This is a genomic window from Curtobacterium sp. NPDC089689 (genome assembly GCF_044749145.1).
In the GTDB taxonomy this organism is placed as follows: domain Bacteria; phylum Actinomycetota; class Actinomycetes; order Actinomycetales; family Microbacteriaceae; genus Curtobacterium.
In genome coordinates this window covers 79645-96309 of sequence record NZ_JBIVHJ010000002.1, presented here as the reverse complement: position 1 = coordinate 96309, position 16665 = coordinate 79645, and the positions used below count along the sequence as shown (strand labels likewise).

At 71.9% G+C, this 16665-nt stretch carries 18 protein-coding genes; 2 read left to right on the top strand and 16 right to left on the bottom strand.

Annotated features, from left to right (window positions below):
* Positions 1–3: 3 nt before the first annotated feature.
* The 3 genes from modA to ACIPYW_RS08605 are packed head-to-tail and all read right to left on the bottom strand — an operon-like array spanning position 4 to position 2329.
* Positions 4–804 (bottom strand): molybdate ABC transporter substrate-binding protein, encoded by an 801-nt coding sequence (gene modA / locus ACIPYW_RS08615; protein WP_400412666.1) that lies wholly within the window; start codon positions 802–804, stop codon positions 4–6.
* Entirely contained in the window at positions 801–1913 is a 1113-nt protein-coding gene (locus tag ACIPYW_RS08610) for a ThiF family adenylyltransferase (RefSeq protein ID WP_400412665.1), read from the bottom strand. Before ACIPYW_RS08610 ends, modA begins: the two co-directional genes overlap by 4 nt.
* A complete protein-coding gene (locus tag ACIPYW_RS08605) occupies positions 1910–2329 on the bottom strand; it encodes a molybdopterin-binding protein (RefSeq protein WP_400412664.1) in 420 nt (139 codons plus the stop codon). Before ACIPYW_RS08605 ends, ACIPYW_RS08610 begins: the two co-directional genes overlap by 4 nt.
* A 109-nt stretch (positions 2330–2438) precedes the next feature.
* On the opposite strand from ACIPYW_RS08605, the gene ACIPYW_RS08600 reads away from it, so the two are divergent.
* Positions 2439–4076 (top strand): hypothetical protein, encoded by a 1638-nt coding sequence (locus ACIPYW_RS08600; RefSeq protein ID WP_400412662.1) that lies wholly within the window; start codon positions 2439–2441, stop codon positions 4074–4076.
* Positions 4077–4136: 60 nt separating this feature from the next.
* Here the strand turns inward: ACIPYW_RS08600 and ACIPYW_RS08595 are convergent, their stop codons facing one another.
* The 5 genes from ACIPYW_RS08595 to ACIPYW_RS08575 form a co-directional block, all read right to left on the bottom strand.
* The gene (locus tag ACIPYW_RS08595; RefSeq protein ID WP_290134064.1) at positions 4137–5069 is read right to left on the bottom strand and encodes a 4-(cytidine 5'-diphospho)-2-C-methyl-D-erythritol kinase; all 933 of its coding nucleotides are present in this window, start codon (positions 5067–5069) and stop codon (positions 4137–4139) included.
* Positions 5070–5157: 88 nt separating this feature from the next.
* Positions 5158–6462, bottom strand: a complete 1305-nt coding sequence (locus ACIPYW_RS08590; RefSeq protein WP_400412661.1) for an O-acetylhomoserine aminocarboxypropyltransferase/cysteine synthase family protein — start codon at positions 6460–6462, stop codon at positions 5158–5160.
* A complete protein-coding gene (locus ACIPYW_RS08585) occupies positions 6462–7514 on the bottom strand; it encodes an LLM class flavin-dependent oxidoreductase (protein WP_400412660.1) in 1053 nt (350 codons plus the stop codon). The genes ACIPYW_RS08590 and ACIPYW_RS08585 overlap by 1 nt, the downstream gene beginning before the upstream one ends.
* A gap of 85 nt (positions 7515–7599) precedes the next feature.
* Positions 7600–8598, bottom strand: coding sequence for a RimK family alpha-L-glutamate ligase (locus tag ACIPYW_RS08580; RefSeq protein WP_290134061.1), 999 nt, complete (start codon positions 8596–8598; stop codon positions 7600–7602).
* 52 nt (positions 8599–8650) lie between these two features.
* A complete protein-coding gene (locus ACIPYW_RS08575) occupies positions 8651–9508 on the bottom strand; it encodes a helix-turn-helix transcriptional regulator (RefSeq protein WP_400412659.1) in 858 nt (285 codons plus the stop codon).
* A gap of 101 nt (positions 9509–9609) precedes the next feature.
* Between ACIPYW_RS08575 and ACIPYW_RS08570 the strand changes: the two genes are divergently transcribed.
* Positions 9610–10350 (top strand): SDR family oxidoreductase, encoded by a 741-nt coding sequence (locus tag ACIPYW_RS08570; RefSeq protein ID WP_400413574.1) that lies wholly within the window; start codon positions 9610–9612, stop codon positions 10348–10350.
* A gap of 18 nt (positions 10351–10368) precedes the next feature.
* Here the strand turns inward: ACIPYW_RS08570 and ACIPYW_RS08565 are convergent, their stop codons facing one another.
* The 8 genes from ACIPYW_RS08565 to rsmI form a co-directional block, all read right to left on the bottom strand.
* Positions 10369–10800: a hypothetical protein gene (locus tag ACIPYW_RS08565; protein WP_400412657.1), complete on the bottom strand. Its 432-nt coding sequence runs from the start codon at positions 10798–10800 to the stop codon at positions 10369–10371.
* A gap of 93 nt (positions 10801–10893) precedes the next feature.
* Positions 10894–11433 carry a hypothetical protein gene (locus ACIPYW_RS08560; RefSeq protein WP_400412656.1) on the bottom strand — a complete coding sequence of 180 codons (540 nt, stop codon included), beginning with the start codon at positions 11431–11433 and terminating at the stop codon, positions 10894–10896.
* A 46-nt stretch (positions 11434–11479) separates the two neighbouring features.
* Positions 11480–11989 (bottom strand): type II toxin-antitoxin system VapC family toxin, encoded by a 510-nt coding sequence (locus tag ACIPYW_RS08555; RefSeq protein ID WP_400412655.1) that lies wholly within the window; start codon positions 11987–11989, stop codon positions 11480–11482.
* On the bottom strand, positions 11986–12162 hold the full coding sequence (locus tag ACIPYW_RS08550) for a hypothetical protein (protein ID WP_400412654.1): 177 nt from the start codon (positions 12160–12162) through the stop codon (positions 11986–11988). The genes ACIPYW_RS08555 and ACIPYW_RS08550 overlap by 4 nt, the downstream gene beginning before the upstream one ends.
* A gap of 130 nt (positions 12163–12292) precedes the next feature.
* Positions 12293–13141, bottom strand: coding sequence for a 16S rRNA (adenine(1518)-N(6)/adenine(1519)-N(6))-dimethyltransferase RsmA (rsmA, locus tag ACIPYW_RS08545; protein ID WP_400412653.1), 849 nt, complete (start codon positions 13139–13141; stop codon positions 12293–12295).
* Between the two features lie 2 nt (positions 13142–13143).
* Positions 13144–14073 carry a TatD family hydrolase gene (locus ACIPYW_RS08540; protein ID WP_400412651.1) on the bottom strand — a complete coding sequence of 310 codons (930 nt, stop codon included), beginning with the start codon at positions 14071–14073 and terminating at the stop codon, positions 13144–13146.
* Positions 14070–15650 (bottom strand): methionine--tRNA ligase, encoded by a 1581-nt coding sequence (metG, locus tag ACIPYW_RS08535; protein WP_400412649.1) that lies wholly within the window; start codon positions 15648–15650, stop codon positions 14070–14072. The genes ACIPYW_RS08540 and metG overlap by 4 nt, the downstream gene beginning before the upstream one ends.
* A 108-nt stretch (positions 15651–15758) precedes the next feature.
* Entirely contained in the window at positions 15759–16580 is an 822-nt protein-coding gene (rsmI, locus tag ACIPYW_RS08530; RefSeq protein WP_400412647.1) for a 16S rRNA (cytidine(1402)-2'-O)-methyltransferase, read from the bottom strand.
* Positions 16581–16665: the final 85 nt, after the last annotated feature.

Genomic DNA, 16665 nt, shown 5'->3' with positions numbered 1-16665 from the left:
CGGTCAGGGCTTCCCGAAGCCGGCGTCGGCGAGCACCTTCTGGCCCGCCTCGGACAGGACGTAGGCGGTGAACGCCTTCGCGAGCTCGGGGTCCGTGGACTCCTCGAGCACCCCGATCGGGTAGGTGTTGACCGCCTTCGACGCCTCGTCGAACCGGACGCCGTCGACCTTGCCGTCCGCACCCGCGACGTCGGTGACGTAGACCAGACCCGCGTCCGCCTGCCCCGACTCCACCTTGCCGAGGACGTCCGTCACGGACTGCTCCTCGCTCACCGGGTGGAGCTCGATGCCGGTGGCCCGTTCGACCTCAGCCGTGGCCGCGCCGCACGGCACCGGCGCGGCGCACGTGACGACCTGCAGCCCGTCGCGGGTGAGGTCGTCGAGGCCGGTGACGTGCTCCGGGTTGCCGGGGGCGACGGCGATCTCGAGGGTGTTCGTCGCGAAGTCCCTCGGCCAGCCCGCGGCCACGTCGGTCCCCGCGATCTTGTCCATGTTGGCGTCGTCCGCCGAGGCGAACACGTCCGCGGGTGCGCCGTTGCGGATCTGCGTGACGAGGTCGCTCGAACCGGCGAACGAGAAGCGGACCGTCGTACCGGGGTGCGCGCGCTCGAACCGGTCGCCGAGCGTGGTGAACGTCTGCTGGAGCGAGGCGGCGGCGAAGACCGTGATCGAACCGGAGAGCGCGCCGGACGACGAGGACGCGGAGTCCGTCGCCGTGGGTGCGCCCTGCGTGGAGCACCCCGCGAGCGCGAGCGCCGCGATGATGCCGGTGGTCAGGGCCGTCGTCCGCAGGAGCGTCTTCACTCCGTCAGCGTAGCCGCATCTGCGTCTGCGTCTGCGTCTGCGTCTGCGTCTGCGTCTGCGTGCACCGTCGGTCGTCCCTCGGCTCGCCAACCGGCGATCCCGCCGTCGAGGACGACGACCGGGCGGTCGAGCGTGCGCGCGTAGGCGGTGGCCCGTCGCCCGCTCGCACAGACGGCGACCACGGTGCGGCCGTCGGGTCGCAGCAGCTCGGGCGTGATGCTGCCGGAGATGATCCCGGTCGCGCGTTCCTCGGGCGTGCGGACGTCCACGAGGACGAGCGTCGCGGCCCCGGCACCGGTCCGGGGCGCGTCGGCGCCGAGGGCGTCGGCGAGCGCCGACGGTGCGATGGTCTCGGGCTCCGCGTCCACCACCGGCGTCGGCCGTCGCGAGCCGGGCCCGCGCCGCAGGGGGCTCTCGGTCCACCGCCACCGCCGGGCGTCGACCGTGAGCACCCGGCCGAGGAGCGGCTCACCGAGTCCGGCGACGAGGGCGGTCACCTGCGCGGCCATCACCGAGCCGACCGCACCGCAGAGGGCGGGCAGGACGCCGTCGAGCGCGCACGAACCCTCGTCGGGCAGCACGTCGGGGTGCAGGTCGTGGAAGTCGACCGGGTCCGCTCCGGCGTCGTGGAACACCGAGACCTGGCCGTCGTAGCCGAGGACGGTGCCCCAGACGAACGGGATCCCGTGGGCCGCGCACGCGTCGGACACGGACCGGGTGACGACGACGCTGTCGGCGGCGTCCACCACGACGTCGTACCCGGCTACCTGCTCCGGTGCGAACGTCGTCGTGAGCGCGACGACCTCGAGCGACGGGTCGACCGCACGCAGGCGCTCCGCAGCCACCTCGGCCTTCGGGCGCCCGACGTCCGCGAGGCCGAACAGGACCTGGCGGGCGAGGTTCGACGGGTCGACGACGTCGTGGTCCACCACGGCCAGTCGACGGAGACCCGCGCCGGCGAGGTACTGCAGCACGGGGGCTCCGAGGCCGCCCGCCCCGACGACGAGGACGCTGGCGTCGGCGAGTGCGGCGAGGGCGCGGTCCCCGGCGCCCTGCAGCGCGGCGGTGCGGGAGGTCAGCGCCCGGCGGACGTCCACGGGCGGGGTCACTCGCGACCCGCCGTGAGGTCGGGCTCCGGGACCTCGACGGACACCATCGTGGCCTTCACCGACGCGACCGCGACCGAACCGACCTCGAGCCCGAGGTCGCGTGCTGCCTCGGCACTCATCAGCGACACGACCCGGTGCGGGCCGCTCTGCAGCTCGACCTGGGCCATCACCCCGTCGACCACCAGGTCGGTCACGATCCCCACGAAGCGGTTGCGCGCCGAGCTCCGGACGCCCGACGGGTCGCCGAGTTGCGCGCCCCGACGTCGGGCGTGCTCGGCGAGCTCCCGCCCGTCGACCACCGCACGGCCCGCACCGTCGTCGTGGCGGGTGAAGGTCCCACCGTCGACGAGTCGTCGGACGGTGTCGTCGCTCACCCCGAGGTACGTCGCCGCGTCGCGGATCCGGAGCATCGTCATGGTGCCTGACGATAGTCCGTGCTCCGGCACGGAACCGGCATGTGAACTCTCAGTGGACGGCACGGTGCACCCCGGCACTCGCCCAGGCCGCCCGGATACGGTGCAGGACGTGAGTTCCCCCCGTACCGACACCATCAGGGTGCAGCCAGGCCTGTCCACGGCCTCGGTACGGGAGCGTCTGCGGGCGGTCCCGAGCGGCGTGCGCGTCGCCGTCGTCCGGACGCCCGAGCTCACGGTCGGCGCCCTCGGGGTCCTCGTGGCCGCCGCCTTCGCCTGGGTCCCGTCGCTCTGGTACGACGAGGCCGCCACCGTCACGAGCGCCCAGCGCACGTGGCCGCAGCTCTGGGCCGAGCTGCACAACGTCGACGCCGTGCACGGGCTGTACTACGCGCTCATGCACGGGTGGTTCTGGCTCGTGGGGTACACGCCGTTCACGCTCCGCTTCCCGAGCGCCCTCGCGATCGGCGTCGCCGCCGGCCTCGTGGTCGCACTCGGGCGTCGCCTCGGCGGGCGGCGGTTCGGCATCGCCGCGGGGCTCGTGTTCCTCGCACTCCCCCGTGTGCAGTGGGCCGGCAGCGAAGGACGCTCGTACGCGACCATCACGACGTTCGCGGTGTGCCTGACGCTCGTCGGGCTGACCGCCGTCCGTCGGTCCCGGTCCGGCCGGAGTCTCCACTGGTGGGTGGCGTACGCCCTCCTCGCCGTCGTCGCGATCACCTTCAACGTCTACCTCGCCCTCGCGGTCGTGGCGCACGGCGTGACCTTCCTGTGGACGATGCTCGCCGACCGCCGTGCCCGGAGCGCCGACCACGGAGTCCGCCCCCTCGCACCGGGCGGCTCCCTGCTGCGCTGGGCGATCGTCTCGGTCCTCGTCCTCGTCGCGGTCACACCGTTCGTGGCCGCCGTCGCCAGCCAGTCCAAGCAGGTCGCCTGGCTCGCCCCGATCAACGACCGCACGTTCGCGCAGGTGTTCGCGACGGCCTGGTTCGGTGGCGTCGACGTGTACGCCGCCGTCGCGTGGGCGCTCATGGTCCTCGGCGTCGTCACCGCCCTGGTCGCGGCGCACCGCTCGTCCGCCACGGTCCGGTCGCTGTTCCGCGCCCAGGCCGTCCGCGTCGCGCTGCCGCTCGTCGTGGTCCCGACGCTCGCGCTCCTCGTCGCCACCGCGATGGGCCGACACCTCTACACGCCGAAGTACGCCACGTTGAGCCTGCCGTTCGTGGCGCTGCTCATCGCGCTCGGCATCACGGTCATCCGGAAGCGTGCACTGCTCGCCGGGGCGCTCGTCGCCGTGCTCGTCCTGTCCGTCCCGACGTCCGTGCTGGTGAAGCTCCCCCGGTCGAAGCAGGACTCCACGTGGTCCGTGGCCGCCTCGATCATCGCCTCCGAGCGGTCGCAGCAGCGCGACAGCGACGAGGGGGTCGTCTTCGGCAGCGTCTACGGCCACCCCGGGACGACCGCCGACATCATCCGGCAGTCCTACCCGAACGCGTTCGCCGGCATGACCGACCTCGCCGTGCGGAAGGACGGACCCGCTGCCGGCGTCCTCTGGGACCAGAACGGCGACCTCTCCTCGACGATCCCGAGCCGACTCGGCGACATCGACACCGTGTGGTTCGTGGGCGGGACCGTCAAGGCGCGGAACATCGAGCCCGAGACCACGCAGGTCCTCGCGGAGCACGGCTTCACCGCCGTGCAGCACTGGAAGACCGGCACCGTGGTGCTCACGGAGTACCAGCGCTCTTGAGCAGGGCCGGCCGCCGCACGGCGCGTCCGCTGTCAGTGCACGACTGTCAGTGCACGACTGTCAGTGCACGACGCGGGCGCCGTGCACCGGGCCCGCGGCACGCACCGCCACCAGCCCGGCGGCGCTGAGCTCCACCTGCACCTCGAGCGCGGCGTCCCGGTCCGCCACGAGGAACGCCACCGTCGGTCCGCTCCCGGACACGAGTCCCGCGAGCGCTCCGGCCTTCTCGCCGATCTCGAGCGTCTCCGCGAGCGAGGGCTGGAGCCGCATCGCCGGGGCCTGCAGGTCGTTGTGCAGGCAGTCGGCGAGCAGGTCCGGGTCTCCCGCGCGGAGCGCCTGGAGCACGTTCGCCTCGACCACCGGGGTCGTGGGCGCCGGGGCGATGTCGGCACGGTACCGCTCCCGGTGCTCGTCGAGCGCACGGTAGACGGCGGGTGTCGACAGTCCGGAGTCGCTGAGCGCCAGCACCCACCGGAACTCCCCCTTCGCGAGCGCCGGGCTGAGTTCGTCACCGCGGCCGGTGCCGACCGCGGTGCCGCCGGCGAACGCGAACGGGACGTCGGCGCCGAGCTGTGCGGCGAGCCGCAGGAGTTCATCGCGGCCGAGGGCGGTCCCCCAGAGTGTGTCGACCGCCAACAGGGTGGCCGCGGCGTCCGCCGATCCCCCGCCCATCCCGCCGGCGACGGGGACGTGCTTCTCGATCGTCAGACGGACCCCACCGCGGTGTCCCGAGGCGTCCGCGACGAGCCGGGCTGCCCGGATCGCGAGGTTCGACTCGTCCGTGGGCACCGCCGTGGTGTCGATCGGACCCGTGAAGGAGACCGAGAAGTCATCGGCCGGCTCGGCGATCACGTCCTCGTAGAGCGACACCGCCTGGTACGCCGTGGCGACGTCGTGGTAGCCGTCGTCCTGCAGCGCACCGACGGACAGGAACACGTTGATCTTGCCGGGGGCGCGCGTCCGCACGCGGGTCGGTGCGGCCAACGAGGTCATGGCTCCAACCTATCCCGCGGCCGGAGCACGTTCCTGCGCGTGACGGCCGAGCTGCCGGCACCCGCCCCAGCAGGCAGCCGGCAGCCGGCTACGACCGTGCGGCCGCGAACCCCTGTGCGAGGTCCGCGAGGACGTCGTCGATGTGCTCGAGCCCGATCGACAGACGGATGAGGCCCTCGCCGACACCCGCGGCCGCACGCTCGGACGGCGTCATCTGCACGTGCGTGGTCGACGCCGGGTGTACGACGAGCGATCGGACGTCACCGATGTTCGAGACGTGGTCGAACAGCTCGAGGGCCCCGACGAACCGACGACCGGCCTCGAGCCCGCCGTCGAGGTCGAACGCCAGCACGGCGGACGGCCCGGCCGGCACGTAGCGCTGCGCCAACGCGTGCCACGGCGACGAGGGCAGCCCGGCGTAGTGCACGCCGAGGACCTGGTCGTGCGCATCGAGCCAGGACGCCACGGCGGCGGCGTTCGACACGTGCCGCTCCATCCGCAGCGACAGCGTCTGGATGCCCTGCAGCACGAGGAACGCCGTGAACGGGGCGATCGCCGGGCCGAGGTCAGCGGAGAGCTTCGAGCGGGTGCGCTGGATGAACGCTCGCGGACCGAACTTCGCCGCGAAGTCCGTCCCGGCGAACCCGGAGTGCTCGACGCTGGTCAGCTGCGGGTACTTCTCCGGGTGCGCCGCCCAGTCGAAGTTCCCCGAGTCGACGATGAGCCCGGCGATCGCGCTGCCGTGGCCGGCGAGGTACTTCGTCGCCGAGTGCACCACGATGTCCGCACCGTGCTCGATCGGACGCACGAGCCAGGGCGTCGCGATGGTGTTGTCGACGATGAGCGGCACGCCGGCCTCGTGTGCGACACCGGCGACGCCCGCGAAGTCGAGTACGTCGCCGCGCGGGTTCGGGATGGACTCACCGAAGAACGCGCGGGTCTCCGGACGGACGGCAGCCGCCCACTCGGCGAGGTCGGTGGGGTCCTGCACGAAGGTGAACGTGATGCCGAGGTCTCGGAGGGTCGACGCGAAGAGCGTGTACGTCGCGCCGTACAGGGAAGCGCTCGACACCACGTGGTCCCCGGCACGAGCGACGCCGAGCACCGCGAGGGACGTGGCGGCCTGTCCCGAGGCCAGCGCGAGCGCACCCACCCCGCCCTCGAGGTCCGCGATGCGCCGTTCCAGCGCGGCGGCCGACGGGTTGTTCACGCGCGAGTACGTGTGGCCCGGTGCGTCGAGCAGGAACCGCGCTGCGGCGTCCTCCCCCGAGGGGTACACGAACGCGGCGCTCTGCGCGATCGGCGGCACGTTCGCGCCCCAGCCCGGGTCAGCCTTGAACCCTGCTCGGATCTGCCGGGTCTCGAAGGCCCAGTCGTCCTCGACCGTGGCCATCAGACACCCGCCCCGGACGGCACCGGCACGGACGGACGGACGAGCGGGATGACCTGCTCGCCGAAGCGCTCCATCTCCTCGAGCTGCGGCGAGAACTGCAGCAGCAGGGTGTCGACCCCGGCGTCCTCGAACTCCTTGATCCGGTCGGCCACCTGCGAGGGGGTCCCGACGAAACCGGGGCGCAGCCCGCGGTTCGACACCGAGTAGTCCTCCAGCGAGGGCACGTGCTCGAGCTGCGACTTCGAGATGAAGTCCTGGTAGGACTCGTAGGCCTTGCCGTGCTGCACGTCCGTGATCCGGGCGAGCTCGGCCTGCGCCTCCGCCTCGGTCTCGCGGACGATGACGTACGCCGCCATCCCGAACGCCTCGAACGGCTCGAGCCCCGCGTCCTCGCGCCGGCGACGCATCTCGGCGATCTTCGTCCGGAGCTCCTCGACGGTGCCGCCGTGGGTCACGTACGCGTCGGCGTAGCCCGTGATCGCAGCCTTGCCCGCCTCGCTCTCACCGCCGGCGTAGATGCGCGGCGTCACGCGCGGCTTCGGTTCGAGGTGGGCGTTCTCGACGTCGTAGTACTCGCCGTGGAACGAGTACGGCGTCTCGCGCCAGAGGCCCTTCATCACCTCGACGAACTCCGCCGTGCGCTTGTAGCGGTCGTCGTGCTCCGAGAAGATCCCGCCGTACTGCTTGGCCTCCTCGGCCCACCAGGCGCTCACCACGTTGAAGGTGAAGCGGCCGCACGAGATGTCGTCGATCGTCGCCGCCTGCTTCGCGGTGACGGCCGGCAGGTGGTAGCCGGGCCGCATCGCCGCCATGATCTCGAGCCGTTCGGTCGTCGCCGCGATGGCGGCCGCGAGCGACCACGCCTCGAGCGACGGCGCAGCCGTCCCCTTGATGTCGTTGAGGTTCAGCTCCGGCACGAGCGTCAGGTCGAAGCCGATGCGCTCGGCTCGCTGCGCGAGCCGCTTGACGTAGTCGAAGGTGACGGGCATGTCCTCGTCCTCGACGTTGCGCAGCCAGCCGCCGAAGAGCGGGGTCCAGTATCCGAATCGCACGGGTGGGTTCCTTGGGTGGTGAGTACCGGCCTGGAGGCACGGGGCGGGCCCGCACCGTGCCTCCAGGCCGTGGGTGGCTTGGTCCTCAGACCGCGGCGGTCTGGTACTGCGCGGCCAGCAGGCCGCCGGTGAAGCGCGCGATCGCGCGCGGTCCCGAGACCGGTGCGACGGCCTCGACCGCGGGGTTGTAGTTCGTGTTCGTGTTGATGTCGTAGACGACGTGGCGGCCGTCGGTGGTCTCCATGAACTCGACCCCCGCGATCGGGATGCGCTGCTCGGCCAGGAACGTGCGGAGCTGCTGCACGAGCGGGTGCGACGCGGTGACGTCCTCGCGGACGCTGAACGCGGCCGGCGCGTCGGCCGGGGCCTCGGTGCCCGGCACGTCGCACACGGCACCGGCGATGGCCTGCGGGACCTCGCACGCGTCGGCGGGGCAGAGCTCGAAGCTGCCGGCGCTCGTGTCGACACGGACGGCGTACACGAACTCGCCGCCGACGAACTCGAGGCGCGTGATGAACGGCTCGCGGGCCGTGAGGTACTCCTGCAGGAGCGTGATGCCGTCGACCGGGGCCTCGAACTCGGGGCTGTCGACGTACGCGTCGAACTCGGCGAGCGAGTCGAACCGGCGCACCCCGAGGCCCTTGCCGCCCTGGTTGTGCTTCGTGATGAAGGGGACGTCCTGCCCGCCCGTGAAGGTCCGGGCGGCGTCCTTGAGTCCCGCTGCCCCGAACACCGCCGTGGTGCGCGGCACGTCGAACCCGGCGTCGCGCAGCAGGCCGTGCTGGGCGACCTTGGACACCTCGAGCTCGAGGACGTGGCTGCCGTTCACGACCGTCCGGCCGGAGCGCTCGAGCCAGCCGAGGAGCGCCCGGGTGTACTCCTTGCTGTGCTCGTGGCCGCGGGTGTGGCTCGACGCCGACATCCGGCTCCAGTAGACGCCCGGCGCCGGCTCCGCGGCGAGGTCGATCTGCCCGTCGGTGAGGAGGATCTCCTCGACCGGGACGCCCTCGGCTGCGAAGGCGGCGGCGAGCGGCGGGAACCACTCGGGGTTCTCGTGGATGACGTACACGCGCGGAGAGCTCACGCGCCCACCCTAGGCACGGCGTGTGACAGCGAGCCAGGTGTGTGACGCGGTGCTACCTCGCCGCACCGGATGCGTCGAACTGCTGCGAGCCGACGACGCCGAGGAGCTCGAGCTTCTGCGCGTCCTCGGTGCCGGGCGGCGCCGTGAAGAGCAGGAGGGCCTGCGCCCGGTTGTCGGTGTGCAGCACCTGGCAGTCGACGGTGATGCGGCCCAGCTCCGGGTGGACGAAGGTCTTGTGGTCCTCCCACCGCGTGCGGACCTCGTGGAGTGCCCAGAGCTCCCGGAACGTGGGACTCTCCCGCTCCAGGTCGGCGATCAGCTGCTGTGCCCGACGGTCCCCGGGGCCGGCAGCACCCACCGCCGCGCGGAGACTCGCGACCTGTGCCCGCGCGAGGCGGTCGTGCTGCTCCGGCGCGTACTTCGCCCGCTCGGCGTCGGTCGTGAACCACCGCCACGGCTGGTAACGCTCGTTGCCCGGCAGGTCCACCGTCGAGCCGAGGAGTGCCGCCGCGAGCCGGTTCTCCACGAGGGTCTCACCGAGGTCGTTCACCACGATCGCCGGGGTGTCCGAGAGCCGGTCGAGCACCCGGAGCACCGCCGGGTCGACGTGGTCCGAACGGTGCACCCGGACCGGCGCGTTGTGGCCGGCCAGGTGGAACAGGTGGTCGCGCTCGTCGAGGGAGCAGCGGAGCGCGCGAGCGACGGCGGCGACCATCTGCTCGGACGGCTGCGGCCCACGCTGCTGCTCCAGTCGGGTGTAGTAGTCGGCGGACATCCCCGCGAGGGCCGCGACCTCCTCGCGCCGCAGACCCGGCGTCCGCCGGCGTGCACCCGACCCGAGGCCGACGTCCTCGGGCCGCAGGGACTCGCGGCGGCGGCGGAGGAAGTCGGCGAGGGCAGCACGGTCCATGCAGACATCGTGCACCGCGTACCCGGTCCGAGCCAGGGATCGGCGGTCCCCCGATGAGCGCGCTCTGGTTCCACGGGCGACCGGCGAGGATCGTCGAGGACATGGACATCACGAACGCCACCGTCTTCATCCCCGGCGCGACCTCCGGCATCGGCCTCGGACTCGCGCTCCGCCTGCAGGCCGCCGGCAGCACCGTCGTCATCGGCGGGCGTCGGGCGGCCCTGCTCGACACCCTCCACGAGGAGCACGGCTTCGACACCGTGGTCGTGGACGTCGCCGACCCGGCGTCGGTCGCCGCGGCCGCCGACACCGTGCTCGCTGCCCACCCGACGCTGGACTCCCTCGTCACGATGTCCGGGATCATGCGGACCGAGGACCTCCGGGACCCCGGGCACGTCGAGACCGCGGTCGCCACGATCGAGACGAACCTGCTCGGCACCATCCGGCTCGTCGACGCGTTCCTGCCGCACCTGCTCACCCGTCCGGCCGCGACCGTCGTCACGGTGTCGTCGGGCCTCGCGTTCACCCCGCTCGCTGCGACGCCGACCTACGGCGCGACGAAGGCCGCCGTGCACTCGTACACGCAGTCCCTGCGACAGCAGCTCGTCGGCTCGTCGGTCACCGTCCTCGAACTCGTCCCGCCGGCGGTCGCCACGGACCTGCTCGGTGGCGCGGACTTCGGGGGCATGCCGCTCGACGACTTCCTCGACGAGGTCGTGGGGCTGCTCGCGTCCGGGGCCGCGCCGGAGATCCTCGTCGAGAACGTGCTGCCGCTCCGCTGGTCCGAGCGGGACGGGACGCAGCAGCAGCTCATCGAGGTGCTCGCCGGTCGCGGGCACTGACGGCGAGCGGCCGGACACTCAGTCCGTGGCGGGCCCCACGTCACCGTCGCGTGCCTCCCGTCGGCGCACCCAGCGGTCGACCGCGCGGCTCACGAGCCACAGCGCCAGGACGCTTCCGACGGCCACGAGCGACGAGTCGACCGGACGGCCCACCATGCGAGCGGCGACGTACCCGAGCAAGAGCGCGATCACCCAACTCAGCCGGGTGAGCGGTGCGGGGCTCGGCGCTTCGTTCTCGGTCTCGTCGTCGTCGGGGCTGTCGTCAGCGCTCATCCGAGCGAACGCGACACCCCAGACGACGAGCAGCACGCCGAGCGGGATCGCGACCCACGCGGCGTCACTCGTCGGGTCGTGCACGGCCGCGGCGACGGCGAGCACAGCGACCACGACGCCGCCGACGACGAACGACGCGGTGATGGCACGGGCGAACTTCGAGGGACGTTGCGGCACCCGGTGAGCGTAGCGGTGTTCCGGGTGTCCGAGGACTCCCCCGTTCGGCCGTGACGCCCGTTCGGCCGCCGCGCCCGTCCGGCCGTCCGGTGGTCAGAGGCCGGCGAGCAGTTGCTGCAGGTCGGCCTTCGCGTCGGGCATCCGCTCCGGACCGGTCAGCCGCTCGCGTTGCACGCTGACCCGGACCGTCCCGGGCTTGGGGCCGTCCTCGGTGTTGAGGAGGACCGACTCACGATCCGGGAAGGTCCAGCGAGCCGACGGTCGCTTGCCGCCGCGACTCTGCGACGTCGGGTCGGACCCGAGCGCGTCGGTGACGACGGGGAGGATGCGGTCGAGCACGGCATCCCGCTCGCCGGGGAGCTGCCGTGAGGCCGAGACCGCGAAGGTCCCGTCGGAGCGCTGCCCTGGGATCCGCAGCCCGCGCGCCTGCTCGTAGCCGATCGCGACTCCCTGCGCCCACCATCCGTCGACGCCCTGCTCCACGAGCCAGGCGGCGATCGCGGTGTGACCGAGGTGCTGGCCACCGGCGGCGTCGAGCTCGGCATGCCAGTCGTCGGGGTACCTCCCCGTGGCCGCGAAGATGCGCTCCGGTCCTGCGCCCTGCGAGTGCGATCGCACCGTCCCGTCGTTCATGCGGTCAGCGTAGGGCCGGCGCGATCGCACCACACCGTTCGGCGTGTCAACTACGGAGAGCGCGCACTGCAGCGACCGTGTCGTTGCTCACGCACAACGGGAGCTCGCCGACGGACGCGAAAGCGGCGCGAGTGGTGACGACCGCTGACGCTCCAGCGGCCCACGCGGTCACGATCTGCAGCGCCACGGAGACCGGCACGCCAGCCGCAGACATCAAGTCCTTCACGTCGGGCAGGACCCCGTCGAGCGGCACCACGTGCACGCTCGACGATCGCAAGTGTTCCTGCCACGCCTCCACCAGCTCAGGTCTCCCGAGGTGGTCGACGATGTCGAGCAGTTCGACTTCGAACACAGACGACACGATCATCGCTGTCTCGTGGAGATCGAGGTGGGCCAAGAACGCGGCAGCGTTCTCGTGGCCCGGTTCCGACGCGACGAGGGCGCGGAAGATGAACGCCGGATCGAGCAGCACTCGGTCGATCGGGCCCGTGCATTCGTCGAAGGTCAGGACGCCGTCGCAGCCGAAGTCGATGTGCGCTCCAGGAGCAGCGTTCACGCGTCGTACCGGGATGCGAGGTACTCGCTGATGGGCTTGTCGAGCCGCACCGTTTCCGAAGCGCGGCGCAAACGCTCCTGCCGCTCCGCGGGGGTGCCCTCCAGCGGTGGCCGCCGCGCGAAGAACGCAGCCATCTCTTCAGGGGCGTACTTCCGGACGCGTTCCCGGATCACAGCGACTCGCTCTGCCTGTGTGGCGCGGCCTCGGTGCGGTGCAAGCATCGTTCCTCCTCGGTTGGTCTCGGAGAAACTACGCACTTCGCGGACGGGTCACCAAACATTTCGGATGTCCAGTGCATGCTGGTCAGCCCGCCGCGAGCACCGTCCGCCCGAGACGCACGAAGTCGTCCACTCTGATGACCTCCCCGCGCGCCGTGGGGTCGATGCCGGCGGCGGTCAGCACCTCGGCCGCCCGGGCGCTTCCGCCGAGCACGCCCGACAGGCTCTGCCGGAGCATCTTCCGCCGCTGCTGGAACGCGGCATCCACGAGCACGAACACCCGCGACCGCAGGGCATCGTCGCCGGGCTGCTCACCGCGGTCGAACCCGACGAGCACGCTGTCGACGTTCGGCACCGGCCAGAACACCTGACGGCTGACCTGACCGGCGATCGACCACGAGCCGTACCAGGCAGCCTTGACGCTCGGGGATCCGTAGACCTTGCTGCCCGGGTCGGCTGCGAGCCGGTACCCGACCTCGGCCTGCACCATGACGAGCGCGCGCTCGATGCTCGGGAAGGTGGCGAGGAGGTGCAGCAGCACCGGGACGGAGACGTTGTACGGCAGGTTCGCCACGACGTGCGTCGGTGCTTCCGGGAGGTCGGACGCCGCCACGGTCAGGGCGTCCTGGTGCACGACCCGGAGCCGCGCGTCCGGCTGCATGGCCGACACCGTGGCCGGGAGCTGCGCAGCGAGGCGTCCGTCGATCTCGACCGCGGTGACGGACGCGCCTGTCTCGGTCAGACCGAGGGTGAGCGAGCCGAGGCCCGGGCCGATCTCGAGGACGCGGGACTCCGGCGTCACCCGCCCCGAGGCCACGATGCGACGGACGGTGTTCGCGTCGTGCACGAAGTTCTGCCCGAGCTTCTTCGTCGGGGTGACGTCGAGCTTCGCGGCGAGGTCACGGATCTCCGCCGGTCCGAGGAGCGCACCCACGACTACTCCGCCACCGTGACGGGTTCGGCGTCCCACGCGCCGTAGACGGTCTCGGTGTTCGACGCGATCTGCGCGGCGAGCATCGACACGTCGGTGCGCAGGGTCTCCGCCATCGAACGCAGCGTGAGCGGGATGAGGTACGGCGCGTTCGGCCGGCCACGGTAGGGCGTCGGGGTGAGGAACGGCGCGTCCGTCTCGACCATGATGAGGTGACGCGGTGCGACCTCGAGCGCATCGCGGAGGTCCTGCGCGTTCTTGAACGTCACGGTGCCGGCGAAGGACATGTACCAGCCCCGCTCGGCGCAGAGACGGGCGAGGTCGGGCCCACCCGAGAAGCAGTGGAACACCGTGCGCTCCGGTGCGCCGACGCGGTCGAGGACCTCGACCACGGCGTCGTGCGCGTCGCGGTCGTGGATCGTCAACGCGAGGTCGTGCTCCTTCGCGATGCGGATGTGCTCCTCGAACGAGCGGACCTGGGCGGCGCGACCGTCCTCACCCGTGCGGAAGAAGTCGAGGCCGGTCTCCCCGATCGCGCGGACACGGGGCAGGGCGGCGAGCTCGGCGATCCCCGCGAGGTGCTCGTCGAGGCTGCCGGCCGCATCGAGCACGGGTGCTTCGTTCGGGTGCAGTGCGACGGCCGCGAGCACGCGCGGCTCGCGGGCGGCGATGGAGGCGGACCACTGCGAGGTCGCGAGGTCGGTACCGACCTGCACGACGCCCCGGACACCGACGCTCGACGCACGGTCGAGGTGCTCGCGGTACTCGAGCGGCCCGTCGCCACCTTCCCCGACGCCGTCGGCGATCTCCATGTGGGTGTGGTTGTCGTACACGGGGACGACGAGCGCCTGCGGCAGGGGCGGGTACGTCAGGTCGCGCTTCGACCCGCCGCCCGATCCCTCGCCGCGGGCACGGACGTGCGCCGCGTCGGTCACGCTGCGCCCTGCTCCGGCTGCTGCTCGATGCGCGGGAAGAGCCCGGACTCGAGCGGCACGACCTGCGCCGCCGCCTGCCACTCCCATGCCCGGTCGATGCGCTGCTCGGCGATGGACCCGCCGGCTCCGATCGACGCCCAGAGCTTCTCGGTCGCCTTCGGCATCACGGGCGAGACCAGGACCGCGACGGTACCGAGGCCGCGCAGCGCGGTGACGAGCACGGTCGCGAGCCGCTCGCGCTTCGTGTCGTCCTTCGCGAGGGCCCACGGCTCCTGCTCGGTGATGTACCCGTTCAGGGCGTCGACGAGCTCCCAGACGGTGGCGATCGCGTCGTGCGGCGCGAAGGAGCCCACCGCGGCGTCGGCCCGCTCGGTCACCGAGCGGGCGAGGTCCTCGACGGCACGATCCGCGTCGGTCGACGCACCGGCCGCCGGGACGACGCCGTCGAAGTACTTGCCGAGCATCGCGACGATGCGCGACGCCAGGTTGCCGAACCCGTTGGCGAGCTCGGCCTGGTACCGGGCGGAGATGTCCTCCCAGCTGAAGTTGCCGTCCTGCCCGAAGGTGATCGCGCGGAGGAAGTAGTAGCGGAAGGCGTCCGACCCGAAGGTGTCGGTGATCTCCGACGGCGCGATGCCGGTCAGCTTCGACTTGGACATCTTCTCGCCGCCGACGAGGAGCCAGCCGTGCCCGTAGACGCGCTCCGGCACCGGGAGCCCGGCGGCCATGAGCATCGCCGGCCAGATGACGGCGTGGAACCGGGCGATGTCCTTGCCGACGATGTGCACGCTCGGCCAGAGACGCTGGAAGGCTTCGTCGTCCTCGGAGCCGTAGCCGAGCGCGGTGACGTAGTTCAGCAGTGCGTCGAACCACACGTAGAGGACGTGGTCGTGGTCCCAGGGGATCTGGATGCCCCAGTCGAAGCTGGACCGCGAGATCGACAGGTCGCGCAGACCCTGCTTCACGAACGAGATGATCTCGTTCCGGACGCTCTCGGGCTGGATGAACTCGGGGTTCGACTCGTAGAGGTCGAGCAGTCGCTGCTCGAAGTCGGACATGCGGAAGAAGTAGTTGCGCTCGGACAGCACCTCGACCGGGATCGAGTGGATGGCGCAGACCTGCTGCCCCTCGTACGCCCCGGTGCCGGCCACGAGGTCGCTCGGCTGCTTGTACTCCTCGCACCCGACGCAGTAGAACCCCTCGAACTCGCCGGCGTAGATGAAGCCGTCGTCGTACAGCTTCTGCAGGAAGGCCGTGACGCCGCGCTCGTGACGCTCGTCCGTGGTGCGGATGAAGTCGTCGTTGGCGACGTCGACCGTCTCGAGCAGGGGCTTCCAGGCATCGGTGACGAGCCGGTCCGCCCACTCCTTCGGGGTGACGTCGTTCGCCGAGGCGGTGCGCAGGATCTTCTGCCCGTGCTCGTCCGTCCCGGTGAGCAGCCAGGTGTCCTCGCCGCGCTGACGGTGCCAGCGCGCGAGCATGTCCGCGGCGACCTCGGTGTACGCGTGCCCGATGTGGGGCACGTCGTTCACGTAGAAGATCGGCGTGGTGATGCTGAAGGAGGACCCGTCGGACATGCGGACCATCCTACGGGCGCGCGGAGCGCGCATGACGCGGCTGTGGAGAAGCCGGCCTGGAGGCGCGTGGCGGGCCCGCCCCGTGCCTCCAGGCCGCTGATCGCCACGTTACTTCGCGGCCAGCGCGCCCTCGTAGAGGTCGCGCTTGGACAGGCCGGTCGCGTCCGCGACCGCCGCGGCGGCCTCCTTCATGCGCGACCCGGCGGCGACCCGCTCGAGCACGAGCCGGACGCCGTCGTCCAGCGACGTGACGTCGTCGCTGCCGGACGATCCCTCGACGACGACGCAGATCTCCCCACGCGATCCGTCGGCGGCCCAGGCGGCGAGCTCACCGAGCGTGTCTCGGCGGACCTCTTCGTGGAGCTTCGTGAGTTCCCGACACACGACCGCGCGGCGGTCGTCGCCGAACGCGGCGACCATGTCGGCGAGGGTGTCGCCGAGCCGGTGCGGCGACTCGAAGAAGACCATCGTGCGACGCTCGCCCGCCAGCGCCTCGAACGACCTGCGCCGCTCGCCCTGCTTGCGCGTGGGGAAGCCCTCGAAGGTGAACCGGTCGGTCGGCAGGCCGGACACGGCGAGCGCCGTGAGGACCGCCGACGGACCGGGGATCGCCGTGACCGTGACACCGGCCTCGGCGGCCGCTGCCACCAAGGGGAACCCGGGGTCGCTGATCGCGGGCATGCCGGCGTCGGTGAGGACCACGACGTCGTCGTCCTGGGCGAGTGCGACGACGTCGGCGGCACGCTCCCGCTCGTTGTGCTCGTGCAGCGCGATGAGCCGCGGCCGGTTCTCGATCCCGAGCGCGCGCATGAGGTGCACCGCGGTGCGGGTGTCCTCGGCGGCGACGACGCTCGCGTTCGAGAGGGTCTCGACGAGCCGGCGGGAGGCGTCCCCGAGGTTGCCGATGGGGGTTGCTGCGAGCACGATCACCCGTCCATTGTCGCCGCACGACGACTGTCCACAGCACCCCGGAGGTCGCAGCCGGGTCATGGAGAGCCTCCGTAGGATGTCCGCG